The following is a 19,225-nucleotide window of genomic DNA, read 5'->3' on the forward strand; positions in this document are numbered from 1 at the left end:
GCCAAAAGGACGAAATTCAAATATAAAGGATGCGGGTGCAACGCCTAAAGAAACGGTCATCCTTTCCCACCGTGTCTATACCAGGATTATGCTGGAAGTGAAAAAAGATCTGCCCAATGAATCTTGCGGCTTGATTTCCGGAGTGGAAAACAGATGTTTGACGGTTTGGCCAATGCAAAATATTGAATCCACGCCATATTCTTTTGCTATTGATCCAGATGAGCAGGAATTGGTCTTATCACGTATGCATGGAAGAAAAGAATCGTTTTTAGGGATCTATCACTCCCATCCATTTGGAAAACCGGTTCCTTCAAAGGATGATGTATCTTTTTCCATATATCCTGATGTCTATTATTTTATTGCTTCAGTTGGGGGGAAGGAGGAAGAGCTCTGCTGCTATAAAATTAATAAGGGAAAAGTGAAACATATAAATATCAGAATTGTATGAAGAGTGCTAATGGCACTCTTCTTTATTAGGTAATGGTACAAGCAACATATAAGGAACTACATATAATAATAGTATCACTTCCTATGAAAGCGGTGAACGAAAGTGAAAGTATCAATCATTATTCCATTTTATAATTGTGCTTATATCGATCAATCCATTAATAGCGCACTTCGTCAAACTTATAAGGATATCGAAGTAATCGTTGTGGATGATGGTTCAACTCAGTATGTTGAAAAAATTCAACCATTCAAGAACAGAATCAAATATATCAGGAAAGCAAATGGAGGAACTGCCTCTGCACTGAATACAGGTTTAAGGCATGCAACCGGGAAATACTTTGCATGGCTGAGTTCAGATGATATGTTCATGGAAAGTAAGGTCGCGAAGCAACTTGCCTACATGCAGACGGTAGGAGCGAGGCTATCCTATACGGCATTTAAAACGATTGATCAAAATAATAAAGTTGTCAATGAAATCCATTCACGTAGAATGAGTAGAAATGTGTTGCAAAAACTACTGCTTAAGGCTTGTCCAGTAAACGGCTGCACTGTGATGGCCGAAACGGATTTGATAAAGCAGGCCGGTTGGTTTGACGAAAGGTTGAAATACACTCAGGATTATGAAATGTGGTGCCGGTTGACACTCCATACACATATGCACTATCTCGATGAAGTGCTAGTGTTATACCGGGTCCATTCCGAAATGGGTTCTGCAAAAAATGGCGCGGGGATGGTAAAGGAATCCCTGCACATCCAGAATAAATATCGACAATTCTTTAAGATGGCAAGAAAAAAAGGTTTTTAACAACAAAACAAAAAGACATCAATCGAATCTGTTTGATGTCTTTTTTGTACATATTCTCAACTTGTATAGGACCAATACGTTTTTCTAAGCCCATCTTTAATTGGGAATTGAGGTTCCCAAGTCAATATGCGTTTAGCAAACCTATTATCAAGGCAGCTATGCTTGATATCTCCTTGACGGTCTTGCGCATGAAAGGAAGTTATTTTTTTTGAATGTACATTTTGTAATAAGTTAATCAATTGCAGGACAGATGTCTTTTTGCCTGTACCAATCTGCATAATGTGTTGGTTCCCCTTTGCTGCAGCTAGAATATTTGCTTCTACGACATCCTGGACATATACATAATCTCGCGTCTGAAGTCCATCCCCGTTTATTTTCAGGCTTTCATTTTTCATAAGGGTCTCAAGAAATACAGCAATAACCCCTCCTTCCCCTTTGGACGTTTGCCTGGGGCCGTAGACATTTCCATACCTGAGTATGGAGAATGGTATTCCAAAGGTGTCTCCGTACAATTTAATATAACTTTCTGAGGTGAATTTCGATAATCCATAGAAGGATATAGGAGAAGGGGGGCAGGTTTCGTCAATGAAATCTGTGGGAGCATTTCCATAGACGGCAGATGTAGATGAAAATACAAAGCTCTTTACAGGGAAATGTCTGCACGCCTCCAGTAAATTAAGTGTCCCCGCAATGTTGGTTTGCATATCCTCGAATGGCCACTTTGTGGAACGTGAAACATCAGCCTGAGCAGCTAAATGGAAAACATACTCCGGACTTTCCGACAATAGGACGTCATACGCTTCTGATGAAGTGATATCCATGTTGTGGAAAATGGCTGATGGATTCAAATACTCCTTCTTCCCACTGCTTAGATTGTCGATCACATGTACACAATAGCCCCTGGAAATTAACGTATCAACTAGATGGGAGCCGATAAAACCGGCTCCTCCTGTCACCATTGCTTTCAATTGGCATCTCACCTTTTACTTTTTTAATAACATATGCAAAAGGTAAGACCTTTGATGGAACACTCGCCCGAGATATGGTCGAAACTAAGCATTTAGAACCTTAAGCATCCTGGAGAAATGCCGGCTGTATTGTTGGTGGCTAAATTGCGATTGTAAATGGAGTAATCCGTTCTCAATGATGTAGAGACGAAGTTTAGTATCATTCATCAATTCTTCAGCTTGTTGTACCGCATGCTGAATATTCCCGATTTGATAGTATTTCCCGGATTGATTGTGCAAGATCGAACTTCTGACCCCATCAGAATCTGTCGTAAGGACTGGACACCTGCAACTCATGGCTTCCAATAAAGAATAAGGAGCACCTTCAACTTTAGAGGTGGAGCACAAGAATCCACCTGAGTCACCAATTCTGGAGTAATAAGCAGCCATCTGATTGTTGGGTACGTTTTGTAACAGATGAATGTGTTTATCCAAGCCTAATCTACTTTTCAACTGGATGAAATCGTTTCGTTCTTGCTGGGTGGATAGACTCGGATCTTCAAACATGTATAAATCGATTTCAGGTCTCTTCATGATTAATTGTTGACCAATGGATAAGAATTCGCGCCAATTTTTATTGTCCTCAAGTCTTCCGATCCATGCCACAATCGGCTTTGATGGCTTAGGCAATGTTTGATAGGTGAATGCCTTGTGATCAAAGCAGTTATTAAATTCAAAGATTGGAGTCGTTTTAAAGAACTCCCTGAAGATTGCACCAATATGTGGAGTTTTGGGATATAAGAGAGCATCACAATAGTTTTGTACATAGGGAATGGCAAGTTGCAATTGCTGTCTGGCCACAGCCTGTGGACCGAACCCCTGTATTTCGAGTATGATTTTCCCTTTGAATCCCAACTTCCGAAATCGTTCCATTGCTGCATAATCCGACGTGATAACGATCGCATCATAGTTCTCTTTTCTAAGGATATTTTGTATCTCTTGATCATTATTGGTGATAAAAACATTTGAATTCTCGTGATTCAGTAATTTTCTCCGTTTACTATAATACAAAAAGTCACAAGTGATTCCCACTTGTTTGAGTGCGATGGATCTTTGTCTGTTTAACGTTTCTACGCCTCCACTCGGTACGTAAAAGACAAATAAGACTTTCATCTGTCATCCTCCAATCAAAATGTACGATCTAATAAAACAATCTTATTACTTTTATATGTGAAAGGAACGGTTTTGTAGAGGGCTATACGGCTATTTTTTTTAAGGAGTTCCTATTTTGTTAAATATGTATGTCAAAAGAAACAAGCTGTACATAGTATATCGAGAAGCATAGATAGGATAAGGACCGGAGCAATATCGAGAATCCAAGCATTCTGTCAGTGAAGTGAAATATTTATCATAATGAGGTGAGAATAGTTGAAAGATTTATTCCTTATCGGTGCGGAACAGAAATCCAAAGTAATGAATGATTGGGAGCAATTCAAAAAAGCGATTGTATTAAAGATGGATGGCACGACAAAAGAAACAACAAGAGTCATCGAGTATGTATCTCCACTTAAAGTTTGTCCTGATGAGAAAGCATCGATTTCGTTCACTGCAGGTACAGTAAGAGACAACCAATTATATGTGGGTACGCAGACGGAAGTCCTAGTATTCGATCTCCTTACCAGTAAAATGATCGATTACGTGAGTTTACCGTTATTCAATGATGTTCACCATGTGACTCCCAGGAAGAATGGAAATCTCCTGGTTGCAAACACAGGACTGGATATGGTAGCGGAACTGGATCGAAAGGGTCAGGTGGTAAACCTATGGAATGTAATGGGGGATGATCCGTGGAGCCGCTTCAGCCCAGACATTGATTATAGAAAGATTGCCAACACCAAGCCTCATATGTCACACCCCAATTTTGTCTTTGAACTGAATGGGGAGGTATGGGTGACGAGATGCTTGCAGAAGGATGCCATATGTTTGAATGATAGTCAAAAGCGAATAGACATTGGTCGTCAACTTATTCATGACGGTGTTATCTACAATGGAAAAATATATTTTACACAGGTAGATGGAAGGATCATCATTGTAAACTCCTCGACGCTGAAGGTTGAACGCGAAGTGAATCTGGTTGAAATAAGTAAACACAAAGAGAAAATCGGGTGGTGCCGGGGGATTAAACCATTGTCGGAGGAATTGATCTTGATCGGTTTCTCGCGTATACGTCCATCCAGTAAGAAAACTGCCGATGGAAAGACGTATTATGTTGGTGATTATGGAGTTATGCCTACACGTCTCGCTTGCTATAATATTCATTCGAATACGCTATTGTGGGAAAAAAACCTGGAAGAGCAAAACATGAACGTGATTTATTCAATTCATTGATCGGCAAGTAAACTATTCATTTTTCATGGGAGTGAGCGTCATGTTACCAAGAAAGAATTATCTTAGACATGTGTATGGATATTCTAGACCTACGGTTACCAACAAACCATCCAAAAAAGCACGGATGTTGAAACAAGATAAATTAGCTATTCCTGACTCAAGACTAAAATCTGTATTAGATCAGTGCCCGAAGGTTTGATGGATGATGAAATTACTAATTGCTACGGTGTTCCCTTTGCCAGGCGGAGGCATATGGTCATTTGTTTCAAATTTAAGAGAGAATCTTATCAAGCAGGGACACACAGTCGATGTTCTATGCACGAGAGATGATAATAAAAAAGTGGTCCTTCTGAATCGAAACACTGTGATAGATCTTGCACATTACCGTCCATATGTTAATGAAAAATTGTTGCAATCTGTTCCCCATTTGGTGAGGGAACCCTGGGTATACAATGCGGAAATGAACCGGTATCTCTTTGAACAGGGAGTATCGGAATTGAATTTGAACCATTATGATGTAATTCATGCACAGGATGTAATCGCTGCAGTTGCTCTGAGCCGGATTAAACCCAATCACCTCCCTCTCGTTACAAGTGTACATGGCTTCCTGACTGGAGCGATATTTCATCAATATAAAACAAGACACGTCACTTTAGGTGATCGAGAAATATGGAATTCCTTCCTTCTCCAATATTATTCGCGTCTAGAACAAATTGGATATGAAGCCAGTGATTACATCCACACATCCAGTCAATGGATGAGAGGGATCATTGAAAGAGAATTTCGGATGCAGCCTTCAAAAATCCATACAATCCGATATGGAGTGAAGCTTTCTGAATTCACTCAAAAATTACCCTCTAAAAGAAAAGAGGATAAACAAATCATCCTGGTCATAAGTCGGCTTGTATACCTGAAAGGACTGCACCATCTTATGGAAGCATTATCATTGCTGAATAATAAGAATACATGGGAGTGCAGGATATTGGGAGAAGGAGAGATGGAAAAGGAATTAAAAGCCGAGTGCAGAAGATTAGGGATTGAAGGGAATGTAAAGTTTCTGGGAAACCGTTCCAACGTGAAAGAACATTTGCATCAAGCAGACATGCTCGTTCTTCCAAGTTTGCAGGAAAATCAGCCATTCGCAGTAATAGAAGCTCAGCTGTCAGGAGTACCTACCATTGTAAGTAATGCAGGAGGTCTGCCGGAAATGGTAGATAATTACAAAAATGGTGTGATAACAGAAAAGGCAAACAGCAGACAGTTATCAGAAAGCATCCAATATCTATTGGAGAATCATGAAATCAGGGAACGAATGAGTCAATCTGCTAAACAGATGGGGAAAGCGATGTGGGATGTGAATAGATTGGGTGGTTCTATTTTGGAGTTGTATGTTAAAGCTAGGCATGACAAGCTTGGAATTTTCTAGTTAGAAGGTGGTGCATGGAAATATTGAGCAGGAAACAAAAATAAAAAATCACCTACAAGCTAGTTAGAAACCATTTATCGATAGTTGAGACCGACTATACACGGGCATACAGCGAAACAGTACTGTCTAGTAGATGAACAATTAAACTAGTCACTAGCCTTTTTAAAAAATAGAGAGAACAGTCTAGGACATGTCTTAAATCCTAACATAAATATAATAAGAGAATATAAAAGGAGAGGTGATTATGAAGATAGTGACGGTATTAGGAACGAGACCTGAAATCATCCGGTTAAGTCTCATTATGAAGAAATTGGATTTACTCGCCGATGAACATATTATTGTCCATTCAGGTCAAAATTTTACTCATTCCCTAAATGGTGTCTTCTTTAAGGAACTGGGTTTAAGAGAGCCTGATTATGTGTTGGCGGATAAACAGCAATCCCTGGGTGAGCAACTTTCATCTTTATTTACTGAGCTTGAAAAGATACTAATCAAAGAAAAGCCGGACAAAGTACTGGTGCTTGGGGATACAAATAGTGGGCTTAGTGCCATTCTTGCTGAAAGGATGATGATCCCTGTGGTTCATATGGAAGCAGGGAATCGCTGTTTTGACTTAAATGTACCAGAGGAAAAAAACCGGAAAATCATTGATGCCGTATCTTCCTACAATCTTGTATACACCCCTTACAGCAAGACCAATTTGCTTAAAGAAGGAATGACATCAAGCAAAATCATCATAACGGGCAATCCTATTTTTGAAGTTCTTAGCCACTACGAGCAGCAGATAGAGGATAGTGTTATCCTTCAAAATTTGAAACTTGAGAAACAGGAATACTTCCTTGCGACCATTCATCGTGCTGAAAACGTCGACAACTCCGCTCATCTTACTTCCATTGTCAAAGCAATGAACCAACTTGCAATCACTTACAACAAAAGAATTATTCTTAGCACTCATCCTAGAACACGGTCAAAATTGCAAGCTGCCCCTCACTTACATTTGCATCCACTAATAGAACTTCACGAACCTTTCGGGTTTTTTGACTTCATTAAGCTTGAGAAAAATGCTTATTGCGCATTAACGGATAGCGGCACCGTACAAGAAGAATGTTGTATTTTTCACATTCCGACCGTAACCATCAGGAAGACAACAGAGAGACCGGAAACCGTGGATTGTGGGAGTAATTTTATATCAGGGTTAAAGGAAGATAACATCTTAACTGGGGTTAAGGTGATGACTTCGAAACTATCCAACTGGACATGTCCGGCAGAGTATCTGGATAGAAATGTTTCAGATAAAGTGATAAATATTTTATTAGGAGGTTCCGACATTGTTTACTAATAAGACCATTCTAGTCACCGGTGGTACCGGATCATGGGGAAATGAACTGGTGAGTCAACTGCTTGAAAAAGACCCGAAAGAGATTCGTATTTTCTCACGTAATGAAACGAGTCAGGTATTAATGAAGCAAAAGTTTGAAAATCACCCCAAGTTAACGTTCGTCATAGGAGATGTGAGGGACAAGGAAGCTGTTATAGAAGCTTCACAAAAGGTTGATTATATCTTTCACCTCGCTGCCCTAAAGCATGTCCCGGTTTGTGAATTTCAGCCACTGGAAGCATTGAAGACGAATGTAATGGGAACACAGAATATCATTGACGCTGCAATCGAAAATAATGTTGAAAAAGTCATTAATATTTCTACGGATAAAGCAGCGAACCCTTCCAATTTTTATGGATTCACAAAAGCTATGGGAGAAAAGTTGATCATCAATGCTAATGTGTTAACAGATAAAACAAAGTTTGTCTGTGTACGAGGTGGAAACGTATTAGGCACAAACGGCAGCGTCATTCACGTATTCAAGCATGGAATCAAAACAAAATCTAAAATCGGGATTACTGATAAAAAAATGACGCGTTTTTTTCTGACCATAAAAGATGCCATCAAACTGTTATTCAAGGCAACCTATGAAAGTCATGGTGGAGAAATTTTCGTCATGAAAATGCCTACATGTAAAATCATCGATCTTGCACAGGTACTAATCGATCAATATTCACCTGATAAAGAAGTGATCATTGAGGAACTGGGAATTCGTCCTGGAGAAAAATTGCATGAACTACTTTTAACGGAATTTGAAAGCCATAATACCATCGTTTATGACAATGAGTATTTTGTCATCCTGCCAACCATTCCGATTAAAGGGCTCATGGAATATTATGAAGATTTTCCTCAAGTAGATCTTGATACGTATTCTTCCAGTGATAACATCATCCCTTATGATCAGATAAAGACGATGCTGAAGGATGGAGGGTTTCTAGAATGAAGATTCTCGTTCTAGGAGGACATGGAATGGCTGGTCATGTCATCGTTGAATATATGAAGGGATGTGGCCATGAGGTGTCTTATACTGTTAGAAAAGAAGATCCTCTAGGAATTCGATTAGATGTTAGGGACCTTGACAGTGTGAGGAAGGTTTTGAGTGAGCAAAGTGCAGATATCGTTATCAATGCGACGGGTCTACTAAATGACTATGCTGAAACCCATGTAATGGAATCGGTCCAGGTAAACAGTCTTTTACCTCACGCATTGGTGGGAATGATAAATGAATACGGTGGCAAATTGATTCATATTAGTACAGATTGCGTGTTTTCAGGAGAGAAAGGGAGGTATACAGAGCATGACGTGAAAGATGGGACTAACATCTATTCTAAGTCAAAGTCCTTGGGAGAGATTGATGCCCCACCTCATCTGACTGTTCGCACTTCTATCATAGGGCCTGAACTGAAAAAAGATGGTATTGGCCTTCTCCACTGGTTCCTTCAGCAGAAAGGGAGGATCAATGGTTATCAGAACGTCTTCTGGAATGGAGTGACTACACTGGAACTCGCTAAAGCGATACACTCATTCATAACGAATGGGGTTTCAGGACTGTATCATCTGAGTGTAGATCAAAAGATTTCTAAATATGATCTTCTGCTTCTCTTTAAGGAAATATTCGGAAACAATGGAGTGGTCATCATACCAGTCGCAAAACCGGTCCATGATAAAACCCTCCTACACACACGGAATGATTATAAATACTCCGTCCCAGGTTACAAGGAGATGCTCCTTGAACTTCGTGATTGGATGAAGGGGAGATGAATAAAGTATTCATCACTGGGGCTACAGGCTTTACGGGGATCCATGCATGTGAATATTTCATCAAAAGGGGCTATGAGGTTTTTGGAGCTGTACGCAGTCATTTTCATCCCATAAAAGAAGTTCGAAGTGTGCTGTGTGATCTAATGGATGCAAAAGGAATGAAGGTATTATTTGAAAATATCCAACCGGACATGATTCTTCATCTTGCAGCTCAAAATCATACCGGACAATCATGGGAAGATCCGATTTCCACCATAAATACGAATGTAATAGGGACGATGAATCTACTGGAAGGAGTTAAGGGAACAATTCCTTCCGCACGAATCCTCATTATTGGCTCTGTCATTGAATTCAATCCATGCCACTCTATAGTACCCAATCACCCATATGGATTATCTAAGTATATTCAGACGCTCCTATCCACAAGCTGGTCATCATTTTATGATCTGGATATTCGGATTGCCAAGACGTCCAATTTAATCGGTCCCGGCCATTCCAATGGAATTTGCGCTCTTCTTGCGCAAAAATGTGTGCAACATCGCAACGTGGACGGGAAAGGTTTTCACTTCCATAACATTCTGGATCGCCGAGATTTCCTGGATGTAAGGGATGCGGTAAGTGCGTATGACTGCATTCTCCAAAAGGGGTGTAAAAATGAAACGTACGTCGTTGCTTCAGGGAAAACGTACAAGTTTCTCGAGGTAGCTAAAGAATTGAAGAGGTTATCTCAAAGCGACCTGCCATTAACGACCGAACATTTTCTATCTACCCCTGGCGTTCAATATTCGATTGAAAAACTAGAGAGTCTCTCCTGGAAACAAACCATATCCCTAAACCAAAGTTTGAAGGATACCCTCCTTTATTATCAGGAGCAATAATCTTGTATCTCAAGACAACTGAAATTCCTTTCAGCTGTCTTGAATTTTTTGTTTTATTAAAAGTAAATATTGAATTTCTTAAATAAGTTATCAATATCCATTTTTCTTCTTTTTATATATTGAGCCCTTTTTCGTAATACACCATCTTTGAGCACCTTTTTTTCTATAGTTGCTGCCGATCCATGTACGACCAGTGATTTGGCTTTCTTGATTCTTTTATCATCAAAATGAAGATAGGCCATCCTTAGTAAATTATAATATATTCCTTCATAGTTTACTGTGTACGGATGAGTTGTTCTAAACAAGTGCAGTACGGTGACGTTTGGCTCACAATGGCATCGATACCCAAACAGCCAAAGCTTGAGGGATAATTCAACATCTTCATGGCCCCATGTAGAAAAGCCTGTTTCAAATCCACCTACGTCGTCAAACACTTGTTTAGAGGTGATAATGCAGGCACCTGGCAGGATAGCTGTTTCAAACAAAGATTTTCGTTTCTGATGCCATTTGATCTTGAGTGAGGTAGTGAGGGACTGGCCATATCCTTTTACGACGGGATCTTGTATGGATCCGATGGCAGGGCATACGGCGTCGCTTGTTCCCTTGACGATGTAGTAGACTAAACGATCGATCCAGAAATTTTCGAAGGTCATATGAGCGTCACAGAATGCTAAATATGGATGTCGGGCTTTCCCTGCTCCCAGGTTTCTGGCATTAGCAGGTCCGACCCCGTTCGTCCTAATATACGTTACTTTGTCCCGGTATGGATAGTGGTTTAGAAAATTACAGCATTGATCATTTGAAGCATCATCCACGATAACGGCTTCCAACTCTATATTGGTCTTCACCGTGAACAAAGAGTCCAGTGTCATCTTTACATTCTTTCCTTCATTACGCACCGGGAAAATGATGGATACCTTTGGAGGCTTGTTTCCCATAATCTCGCTCCCTTAAACTGAAATATTCTACGTTAGTGTATGTAAATAGGGATTTTCCGTGAATAATGAAAGAGGCTGCGACGAGTGCCGCAGCATTCTTCATTATTTTATGGAACAGAGGAATGAGGGGTTCGTAAGGTCTTTCTTGTTATATACCAGTGGATTACCCGTTTCATATTCAATCACCTGACCGTTAGCTTCCTCTACAATTACCTGACCGGCAGCTGTATCCCACTCCATTGTTGGCGCGAGTCGGGGATAATAGTGTGCGCTGCCGTCTGCAATCAAACAAAACTTCAATGAACTTCCAATCGAAGTGAATTCAAGTTTTCCTTCTCGCCGTTGAAGGTCGTCGATATACTCCTGAGTCGCTTCCGACAAGTGGGATCTTGAGATCACGATTCTCTTTACACCAGATGATGCGGTATTGATCTTTACCTGCTTTCTTTTCTCCAAAGAACTGGCAGCCATGACTTTATATGCGCCTTTGTTCTTATCCGCAAAATAAAGAGTATCTGTTACAGGTGCATAAACGATCCCCAATACTGGCCGGTTTCCTTGGATAAGGGCGATATTGACAGTGAATTCGCCATTTTTATTAATGAATTCTTTCGTTCCATCCAGAGGGTCAACCAGCCAGAAAGATGACCAGTTCTTTCTCTCATTGTAAGGGATGCTGGCCCCTTCTTCACTCAGTAAGGGAATGCCGGGAGAAAGTTTGCTTAATTCGGTTTTTATATGTTCATGTGACAACTGATCTGCGATGGTGAGGGGGGATTTATCTGCTTTTTCATGAATGGTATACGGAGCCTCATATACTTCCAGCACTTTTTTTCCTGCCCCAATCGCTATTTCAATTACGTCATTCAGCATATTTCATCAACTCCTCGTATTAAATAGGGAAGTGACTTTCTTTTAAATTCGATTCGGATTATATCAATCGCTTATTCTTTAAATGGTTTACGATTCGTAAAACTGACTCATCTATAGATTGATTCTCAGTATCAATCACGATTTCAGGGGATTCGGGGATTTCATAAGGAGAATCGATTCCACTAAAGTTTTTTAACTCCCCTTTTCTCACCTTCTCATAAAGGCCTTTCGGGTCTCGACCTGCGCAAGTCTCTATACTCGCCTGTACATAGATTTCTATGAACTCCTCATTAGATAATAGGGATCTGACAAATTCCCGATCTTCTTTAAATGGAGAAATAAAGGCAGCCAAGGTTAAGATGCCGGCATCGACAAATAACTTCGATACCTCTCCAATTCTCCGGATGTTTTCCGTACGATCTTCTTCTGAAAATGCTAAATCACGATTCAAACCGCGACGAATATTATCACCATCAAGACGGAAAGTGTGAAGTCCAAGCTCATGTAATTTCTTCTCTACTTCAACTGAGATTGTGGACTTACCGGAACCAGACAAACCTGTAAACCATAGCAATGCGCTTTTATGCCCATTTAAATGTTGCCTGTTTGCTTTCTGGACCTTACCCTCATGCCAAGTAATATTTTTTTGATTCATCTTATCACCTCCATTGTTTTCGATATTTATAACCAAAAGTAGTAGACCAATAATACTGTGGTGATCATTGTCAGGATATTCAAGGGGATACCCACCTTCAGGAAGTCCTTGAATCGATAGCCACCTGGTCCATATACGATCAGGTTGGTTTGATAACCGATCGGTGTCGCAAAGCTTGCTGAAGCGGCAATGGTGACTGTTACGGCCAACGCGGTGGGATTTAGATCCAAAGTATTTGAAACTTCGAGGATAATAGGGAACATCAGGACGGCGGCAGCGCTGTTCGTAATCATTTCGGTAAACACATTAGTAAGGAGGTAGATTGCCATAATTATGGCAAAAAGCCCAAACGGCTTTGATGCGAGCATCAGTAGATCGGCAAGAAAAGCGGCAACACCTGAGTCGATCATCGCATAGCCGATACCGAACGAGCAGGCAACCACCATCAGTACATTCCATTGAATGGCTGTTTTTGCCTGCAGGGGACTGACGATTCTTAAAGAAAGTAATAACAGTGTCACAAACGCCATTCCTGTAAACATCGAAATATATCCCAATGTCACCATAAGGATCATCGTTCCTAGTAGTGCGATGGAGAACCACCCATTCATGGTCTGTTTTCGAGTCATCATGGTCTTGTCCAGTGGAGTGGCAATATAGAAATCATTGGTGCTGGTTTTCTTATAAAAATCAGTTCCCGTGACAAGTAGTAAAATATCTCCCGGTTTTAAAATGACATCGCCAATTTTATATTTCAGCCGTTGATTTTGTCTATGAACAGCAATGACAGCTGCATTGAACCTGCTCCTGAAATTGGTATCCTTAATCTTCTTATATAATAAGGAAGAATGATGGGAGACCACTGCCTCCGTCAACCGATGGTGCTTCGGAAAAGAGGAGCCGCCATTACTTTGTAATTGGAGGCCTTTATGGGATTGAAGTTCTGTGATGGAGGTAATATCCCCGGTGAATATCAAACGGTCATATGCCTTTAATGCTGTTGTATTCGATACTGGAGTAATGGTTTCATCCTCCCTGATGATACTAACAAGAAATAGTCCTTTTAAGCTTCTTAACCTGGCTTGTTCAACGGTCTTTTGAATGAAAGGGAAGTCATCAAGTATTAAAATCTCTCCCGTGAACTCTCTTAAGGTTTCCATATTGACAGGTCTGCTTCCTCTCTCAGGCAATAAGGAAGAACTGAAAAATATGAGGTAGCACAGACCTATGAGAGTTATCGGTACCCCTATTTTACCCAGTTCAAAAAACGTGAATCCTGGCAGGTTCGAGTCAAGAAGCAAACCATGGACAACAAGATTTGTGGAAGTACCAATCATTGTAATGGTACCTCCAAGAATCGTAGCATATGAAATTGGGATAAGAAATTTAGAAGGGGCGAGATGATGATCTTCACACCATTTCTTCACCAGTGGCGTAAAAGCGATGACGATGGGAGTATTGTTCAGGAACGCGGAAAGGAAGGAGATGGGGAAGAGGAGCTTGGCAAGCATGTGTTTTCTTGAAGCTGAACGGTTTAATAGCTTCTTGAAGGCATGATCCACAATTCCACTGTTTTGAATACTTCCGGCAATGATGAACAATAAACCGATGGTCAGCATCCCTTCATTTGAGAACCCCCTTATAGCTTCCTGTGGTGTAATGACCCCAGTCATGACGAAAAGGAGGAGAGTGGATGGAAGAATGATTTCGGGTCGCTCCAATTCAAAAACCAGAAATGATAGCATAACGATCATTCCAAGTATTACAATATAAAATTCAAGCATGATGTAGTCTCCTTCACCGCTCCCTTTGAGAACCTTTCCTCATTTCATTGAGAAGTACCTCTATCACTTCAGGCCTTGAGAACTCTTTTGGGGGCCTCATTCCGTCTCTTAACATTTTTCGCACCTTTGTACCGCTAAGGTGGACATGAAATGGTTCGTCATGAGGGCATGTTTTTGAAGTAGCCATTCCCCCACACTTAATACAGTGGAAGGCATGTTCGAACTTCAGTATCTCGATACCGATCTCTTCTCTTGAAAATTGATTGAAGATTTCCTGGGCATCGTATGTGCCATAGTAATCCCTGACACCTGCGTGATCCCTGCCGACAATAAAATGGGTGCATCCAAAGTTTTTTCTTACAATACTGTGGAATAAGGCTTCCCTGGGTCCAGCATATCTCATGGCTGCAGGGAATGTGGATAACAGGACTCTCTCTCTGGGATAATACTCGTCGAGTAATGCTCTATAGCTTTTCATACGGATTTCTGCAGGAATATCATCTTGCTTTGTGTCTCCTACCAAGGGGTGTATCAATAGACCATCGACTAGTTCGAGTGCAGTTTTTTGCAGATATTCATGAGCCCTGTGAATGGGATTCCTCGTTTGAAATGCAACGACTGTGTTCCACCCCAATTCACTAAATCGCTCTCTAAGCTGTTTCGGTGTTTGGAAATCTTTCTTGAAAATGGCAGGGAACTGAAGAAGTTTGATCGGACCAGAGACACACACTTCGTCTTTCTGATATGTCTTTTGAACACCCGGGTGAAGGTTGTCCAATGTCTTAAATACGAAAAGGGCTTCCGCTTCTTTACTATATTCATATATTTCTTCAACTTCTATTGTTCCGTAGATTACTCCATCTTGTCCTTTAAGTGAAACGGTTTCCCCGATGGATAAAGTCTTACTCAATCTCTTGGGTACCGGGAGGGTAATGGGCAAACTCCAAACCAACCCGTTCGATAACCTCATGTCTTTCAATACGTGTAGATAGTCTTTTTGATTCATGAATCCCGTTAAGGGGCTGAAGGCTCCCGTTGAGAGCAGAACTAGGTCGGACAGACCCCACGAATCGAGCGTGATTGAGGGGAGAGTGGATGACTTTTTAAGTAACTCATCTCGTTCATTCCCGATAACAACTTGATCAACAAGCATATCTCCGTGTGGGGATATCATACTGATTTCTCCTTTCGATTGGAATAAATTTAACACAGCAGTTGATGCCAAGAATCCATCATCTACGGCTCCATTTTTCGCTGTGTAGAACGCTAACAATCTTGCTTTTACTAGTTTATGTGAAGATCTACCAGTGGGAGAGGGCTGTTTAATAAAACAAGCATCTGCCTAGAAATGAAAGCAGAAGCTTGGTTCAGTGATAAATAATTTCAGAAATTCATATTTTTTTCCCTGTATTCATAAGATACATAGACTACAACAAAAGGGTGGTGAGCCTGTACATGAAATTATCAATCAACAACCATGATTGGGGAACGATTCCAACACATTCTGTAGCTGCCATCCAATTTTATTGTGCGGAGAATAATCTTCAATTTCATTTGGACGAAGAAGAACAGAAGGTGGAAGTGAAAAGTTCCCTTCATGGAAAGAAAGTATGGCTATCTGTAAACACAACGAATGCAAGCATAAACAATGAAATCAACGAAAAAGTGACCGGGGTTTTAACCGATTATGGAATCGACGTTTCTACAAAAAGTGATACTGGCAGGATAAGGGACGGGGATTTATTTGTTGATTTAGTCTCCAGTAAGTCGAAGGGAGACAAAAGGTCCATTTCTGTAGGGTACAATGAAAGACTGAATTCCATTAATGTAAAAAAAAATCTCGAAATATATAAGCATGAACTGTCATTTAAGGGATACTATTTGATACCTGAACACCATGCCATTCCTCATCTAAGGTGCTCGATAAAGTGCAAAGACGAGGAGTTCTTGCTAAAAGAAGCCCCCGCCATTCTAACGCATTGTGTACTTAAGACGCTACTTGGAAATCAAAAGCCCAGCTTACTGGATTTAGATGTTCTTCATTTATTTCAAGCAGCGAGTAATCAGTCAGGGGAATCAGACACAAATACGGTTGAGAAGAAGCCGAGTAAAGAGATCCACATGGATGATAAAACGTACGAAGAAATCAAAATGCGAAAAGCAAACCGGAAAGTTCGTGAAGCACAGGAAAGAAAGCCATATGCGGAAATATATTTTGATTACAATGTAATACCTAATCGAAAATCAGAACGCTACTCCATTAAAGCCGATTTCTTCATAAAGAACACAGGAAATGTAGATCTGATGAATCCAAAGATCTGTTTTCGAATGGATCCTCCTGATAAGATAGAAATAGGAGGTCAGATCCTGCCACCTGAAATGAGCGAAATTTTTTCTCTCCAAGGTCAAAACGGGGCACAAGGATGGAAGTATATGGGGAAAGATTGGTTGGAAAAAGCCTATTCCACAGGAGAGTATTGGATAGAAACGATACAGGAATCATTCATCCCACCTGGTGAAACGATAGCAGTGGAGGGGCTGCAATTTACGGTTGAATCTCTAAAAGAACAGGAAGTTTCAACCATTTTAGGGTTTGTATTATTTGAAGATCAAGACCTTCAGCTCAGCTCAAATAACAAGATTAAAATTACATTTTAATTAAAAACGATGCCACGGAATCTACTGTGGCATCGTTTTCTTCATTCTTTTTCATCCTCTATGAAAAAATTCATCGGAGCTGGAAGTTTTTCTGCAGAAGATTTTTGACGTGCTGTAATGATATGAGACTGACTGCGTTTTTGGCTCTCAACAAGTCTTTTGAGCTCCAATAGACTATGGGTCAGGGTTACATTATATTCCCGTATGGAGTCGACCTCTTCAAGAAAATCCAAAAACTTTTGCTCCACTTGCTCAAATTTCCCCTCCAGCACTTCATTCTGTAGGGTAAAGTGAATTTCCTGCTCTTGTTCTACCGCATCGATTCGTTCATCCTGAAGTTTGGTACGTTGATCGATATCAGCAAATTGTGAGGAAAGCCACCATTCATTTTCTTCAAAATGCTTTTGATATTGAGTGATGAATGTCTTAATGTACTCCATTTTTTGCTTTTCGGCTTCAATTAAGTGCTCTTTTGCCAATTGCAATGAATCAAGGGTATGCTTCCTCTCTGACATGACCTTTTCTAACTCTTCGGTTTTAACTATCAGGTTAAAGAATACTTCTTTCTTAGTATCTTCTGAATGAGCCAAAGCTGTGTTCAAATCAGAAATATGAAGCTTTTTACCTTGCAGTTCACTGTTTAAGCTGTCTATTTTTCTTAGGTGCAGGATGTTTTCCTCCAATAGGGATTGATTTTTACTGAATAGCTCGTGCTGGTTTTTTTCCAATTCCGTTATTTTTTGAGAAAGTTGTTCTTTTTCGAGATTGTTGGAAAGGAGTTCCTGTTGGAGGTCATGTTTGGTCGCTTGCGACTGCTGCAACAACTCATCCTTGCCATGTAAGGCGTCATGAAGTGCCCTTACCTGACCTTCAAGCTTCTCTTTCCCTTCTTTAAACAGGTTTCGGTCTTTAATGAGTTCCCTCTCAACTGTTTCGTTCTCATTTATCCGGCGGTCAGCAAGCGTTAATTCCTCCTGTACCTTTTGAAGTTGTTCCTTATGGTACTCATTTTCTGCAAACAAATAACTGCTTTTCAGCGTTCGAATCGTTTTATTCAAGTTCTCGATCTCAGATTTCAAATAGAGGACCTCTTGATCAGAAATCGTGTACATCGGTGATAATTTCGCATCCTCCCTTATAATAATCTCCTCCTAAAGACTTTTACTCTATTGTATGGATCCGATTGGGTAAACGTTACAAATACCCAAGTTGTTTAGATTGATTAACCCTTATTGCATATGAGTTCGTATTATGTTTCATAGTTTACTATAAGTAATGCTAGAAATATGTTGAAGCCTACCGACACTCGTCCACTCATTTCTTCAAAAAAATCATAGATTATAGTAAGTCGATAGAAAAGGAATACTCACTATTTTCGCTACACTTATTGCCTTTTCTACTGATTAATTTATGACTATCAGGAGTGAATGAATATGAAAAAGAATACAGGCTGCGGGTTTGGTCATCACGGATGCCCACCACAACCATCAAGCGATAAAGCAAAATCAAAAAGCTTATTTACAGAAACATATGTACCCGATCTTGACTTGGAAGAAGTAACGGTCGTTCTTGGAGATGTATTTCTGCAATCTTTAACTGAAGCGGATATTTATCTTCCAACTTATGCGAGCGCCATTAAAAACATCGAGAAAAACGTCTCACTCACCCAGTGTAAAGCGATTCCTGTACCAGGGTTTCCTGAATACGTGAAATTATTTGTAGAAGGAATTGTCCATAAGAACATTCAATATGTAGAGGGTTCCTACGGAGTAGTAAAAGATTATAGTGTTGACATTCCTTTTAAAGCGTATGATCGAGTGAGACTGGCCAATCCTGTCAATAAACCATTTGGAATCGACTTCAGCATTAAGGAAAATGTTTTACAAAGAAGAGAACTTGCCAAAGACGGAATGGGAGCAAACCGTTGCGAATTCGGATCATTGACATTTGAAATCAATAATGAGCCTATTAATTGCAAACTTCTTGCTTCTGCAGTAAATCAGTGGGATATTACCGAAAACTTTGATAATTGGGGACGCTTTAATAAAATCACAGAAAAAATGGACATTAACCTTCTTATTAAATTGACTCAGAAGAGACAACAATTGGCTGGAGATGCTGATACAGGTGAAGATCAACAAGGTCCAGAAGTAGTATTTGATCGTTTTAGGAATATCATCCAACGATAATGGCAAAATAGAATGTCTTCGGCGTACTGAAACACGCTGTCTTGAAGGCATTTTAAAAGGATACGAAGATAGCTGTGAGAGGGTAGAGTGTCGAGTTG

General features: G+C 40.2%; 18 protein-coding genes. 10 read left to right on the forward strand and 8 right to left on the reverse strand.

Annotated features, from left to right (window positions below; all coding sequences use genetic code 11):
• Positions 1 to 58: 58 nt before the first annotated feature.
• Together NQ095_RS10005 and NQ095_RS10010 are read left to right on the forward strand one after the other, a co-directional pair.
• Positions 59 to 448 (forward strand): M67 family metallopeptidase, encoded by a 390-nt coding sequence (locus NQ095_RS10005; protein ID WP_258263388.1) that lies wholly within the window; start codon positions 59 to 61, stop codon positions 446 to 448.
• A gap of 102 nt (positions 449 to 550) precedes the next feature.
• Positions 551 to 1,252: a glycosyltransferase family 2 protein gene (locus NQ095_RS10010; RefSeq protein ID WP_258263320.1), complete on the forward strand. Its 702-nt coding sequence runs from the start codon at positions 551 to 553 to the stop codon at positions 1,250 to 1,252.
• A 56-nt stretch (positions 1,253 to 1,308) separates the two neighbouring features.
• Here the strand turns inward: NQ095_RS10010 and NQ095_RS10015 are convergent, their stop codons facing one another.
• Together NQ095_RS10015 and NQ095_RS10020 are read right to left on the reverse strand one after the other, a co-directional pair.
• A complete protein-coding gene (locus NQ095_RS10015) occupies positions 1,309 to 2,211 on the reverse strand; it encodes an NAD-dependent epimerase/dehydratase family protein (RefSeq protein WP_309137632.1) in 903 nt (300 codons plus the stop codon).
• A 93-nt stretch (positions 2,212 to 2,304) separates the two neighbouring features.
• Positions 2,305 to 3,372, reverse strand: coding sequence for a glycosyltransferase family 4 protein (locus NQ095_RS10020; protein ID WP_258263322.1), 1,068 nt, complete (start codon positions 3,370 to 3,372; stop codon positions 2,305 to 2,307).
• Positions 3,373 to 3,627: 255 nt separating this feature from the next.
• Here NQ095_RS10020 and NQ095_RS10025 point away from each other — a divergent pair, with 255 nt between their 5' ends.
• From NQ095_RS10025 to NQ095_RS10050, 6 genes are all read left to right on the forward strand, one after another.
• Positions 3,628 to 4,587: a YncE family protein gene (locus NQ095_RS10025; protein WP_258263323.1), complete on the forward strand. Its 960-nt coding sequence runs from the start codon at positions 3,628 to 3,630 to the stop codon at positions 4,585 to 4,587.
• A gap of 202 nt (positions 4,588 to 4,789) precedes the next feature.
• A complete protein-coding gene (locus tag NQ095_RS10030; protein ID WP_258263324.1) occupies positions 4,790 to 6,013 on the forward strand; it encodes a glycosyltransferase family 4 protein in 1,224 nt (407 codons plus the stop codon).
• Positions 6,014 to 6,257: 244 nt separating this feature from the next.
• Complete coding sequence (wecB, locus tag NQ095_RS10035; RefSeq protein WP_258263325.1) at positions 6,258 to 7,352, forward strand: non-hydrolyzing UDP-N-acetylglucosamine 2-epimerase; 1,095 nt, start codon at positions 6,258 to 6,260, stop codon at positions 7,350 to 7,352.
• The gene (locus tag NQ095_RS10040) at positions 7,342 to 8,334 is read left to right on the forward strand and encodes a polysaccharide biosynthesis protein (RefSeq protein ID WP_258263326.1); all 993 of its coding nucleotides are present in this window, start codon (positions 7,342 to 7,344) and stop codon (positions 8,332 to 8,334) included. The genes wecB and NQ095_RS10040 overlap by 11 nt, the downstream gene beginning before the upstream one ends.
• Positions 8,331 to 9,152, forward strand: coding sequence for a dTDP-4-dehydrorhamnose reductase family protein (locus NQ095_RS10045; RefSeq protein ID WP_258263327.1), 822 nt, complete (start codon positions 8,331 to 8,333; stop codon positions 9,150 to 9,152). Before NQ095_RS10040 ends, NQ095_RS10045 begins: the two co-directional genes overlap by 4 nt.
• Positions 9,149 to 10,030, forward strand: coding sequence for an NAD-dependent epimerase/dehydratase family protein (locus NQ095_RS10050; protein ID WP_258263328.1), 882 nt, complete (start codon positions 9,149 to 9,151; stop codon positions 10,028 to 10,030). The genes NQ095_RS10045 and NQ095_RS10050 overlap by 4 nt, the downstream gene beginning before the upstream one ends.
• A 56-nt stretch (positions 10,031 to 10,086) precedes the next feature.
• Here the strand turns inward: NQ095_RS10050 and NQ095_RS10055 are convergent, their stop codons facing one another.
• The 5 genes from NQ095_RS10055 to sat form a co-directional block, all read right to left on the reverse strand.
• Positions 10,087 to 10,968 (reverse strand): glycosyltransferase family 2 protein, encoded by an 882-nt coding sequence (locus NQ095_RS10055; protein ID WP_258263329.1) that lies wholly within the window; start codon positions 10,966 to 10,968, stop codon positions 10,087 to 10,089.
• Between the two features lie 102 nt (positions 10,969 to 11,070).
• Positions 11,071 to 11,841, reverse strand: coding sequence for a 3'(2'),5'-bisphosphate nucleotidase CysQ (cysQ, locus tag NQ095_RS10060; protein WP_258263330.1), 771 nt, complete (start codon positions 11,839 to 11,841; stop codon positions 11,071 to 11,073).
• A 58-nt stretch (positions 11,842 to 11,899) separates the two neighbouring features.
• Positions 11,900 to 12,496: an adenylyl-sulfate kinase gene (gene cysC, locus NQ095_RS10065; protein ID WP_258263331.1), complete on the reverse strand. Its 597-nt coding sequence runs from the start codon at positions 12,494 to 12,496 to the stop codon at positions 11,900 to 11,902.
• A gap of 26 nt (positions 12,497 to 12,522) precedes the next feature.
• The gene (locus NQ095_RS10070; RefSeq protein WP_258263332.1) at positions 12,523 to 14,280 is read right to left on the reverse strand and encodes an SLC13 family permease; all 1,758 of its coding nucleotides are present in this window, start codon (positions 14,278 to 14,280) and stop codon (positions 12,523 to 12,525) included.
• A gap of 13 nt (positions 14,281 to 14,293) precedes the next feature.
• On the reverse strand, positions 14,294 to 15,454 hold the full coding sequence (sat, locus tag NQ095_RS10075) for a sulfate adenylyltransferase (RefSeq protein WP_258263389.1): 1,161 nt from the start codon (positions 15,452 to 15,454) through the stop codon (positions 14,294 to 14,296).
• A 281-nt stretch (positions 15,455 to 15,735) separates the two neighbouring features.
• Between sat and NQ095_RS10080 the strand changes: the two genes are divergently transcribed.
• Positions 15,736 to 16,938, forward strand: a complete 1,203-nt coding sequence (locus NQ095_RS10080) for a hypothetical protein (protein ID WP_258263333.1) — start codon at positions 15,736 to 15,738, stop codon at positions 16,936 to 16,938.
• A 41-nt stretch (positions 16,939 to 16,979) separates the two neighbouring features.
• Here NQ095_RS10080 and NQ095_RS10085 read toward each other — a convergent pair whose 3' ends face one another.
• Positions 16,980 to 18,017, reverse strand: a complete 1,038-nt coding sequence (locus NQ095_RS10085) for a coiled-coil domain-containing protein (RefSeq protein WP_258263334.1) — start codon at positions 18,015 to 18,017, stop codon at positions 16,980 to 16,982.
• Between the two features lie 354 nt (positions 18,018 to 18,371).
• On the opposite strand from NQ095_RS10085, the gene NQ095_RS10090 reads away from it, so the two are divergent.
• Positions 18,372 to 19,127, forward strand: coding sequence for a CsxC family protein (locus NQ095_RS10090; RefSeq protein WP_258263335.1), 756 nt, complete (start codon positions 18,372 to 18,374; stop codon positions 19,125 to 19,127).
• Positions 19,128 to 19,225: the final 98 nt, after the last annotated feature.

The organism is Rossellomorea sp. SC111 (assembly GCF_024733565.1).
In the GTDB taxonomy this organism is placed as follows: domain Bacteria; phylum Bacillota; class Bacilli; order Bacillales; family Bacillaceae_B; genus Rossellomorea.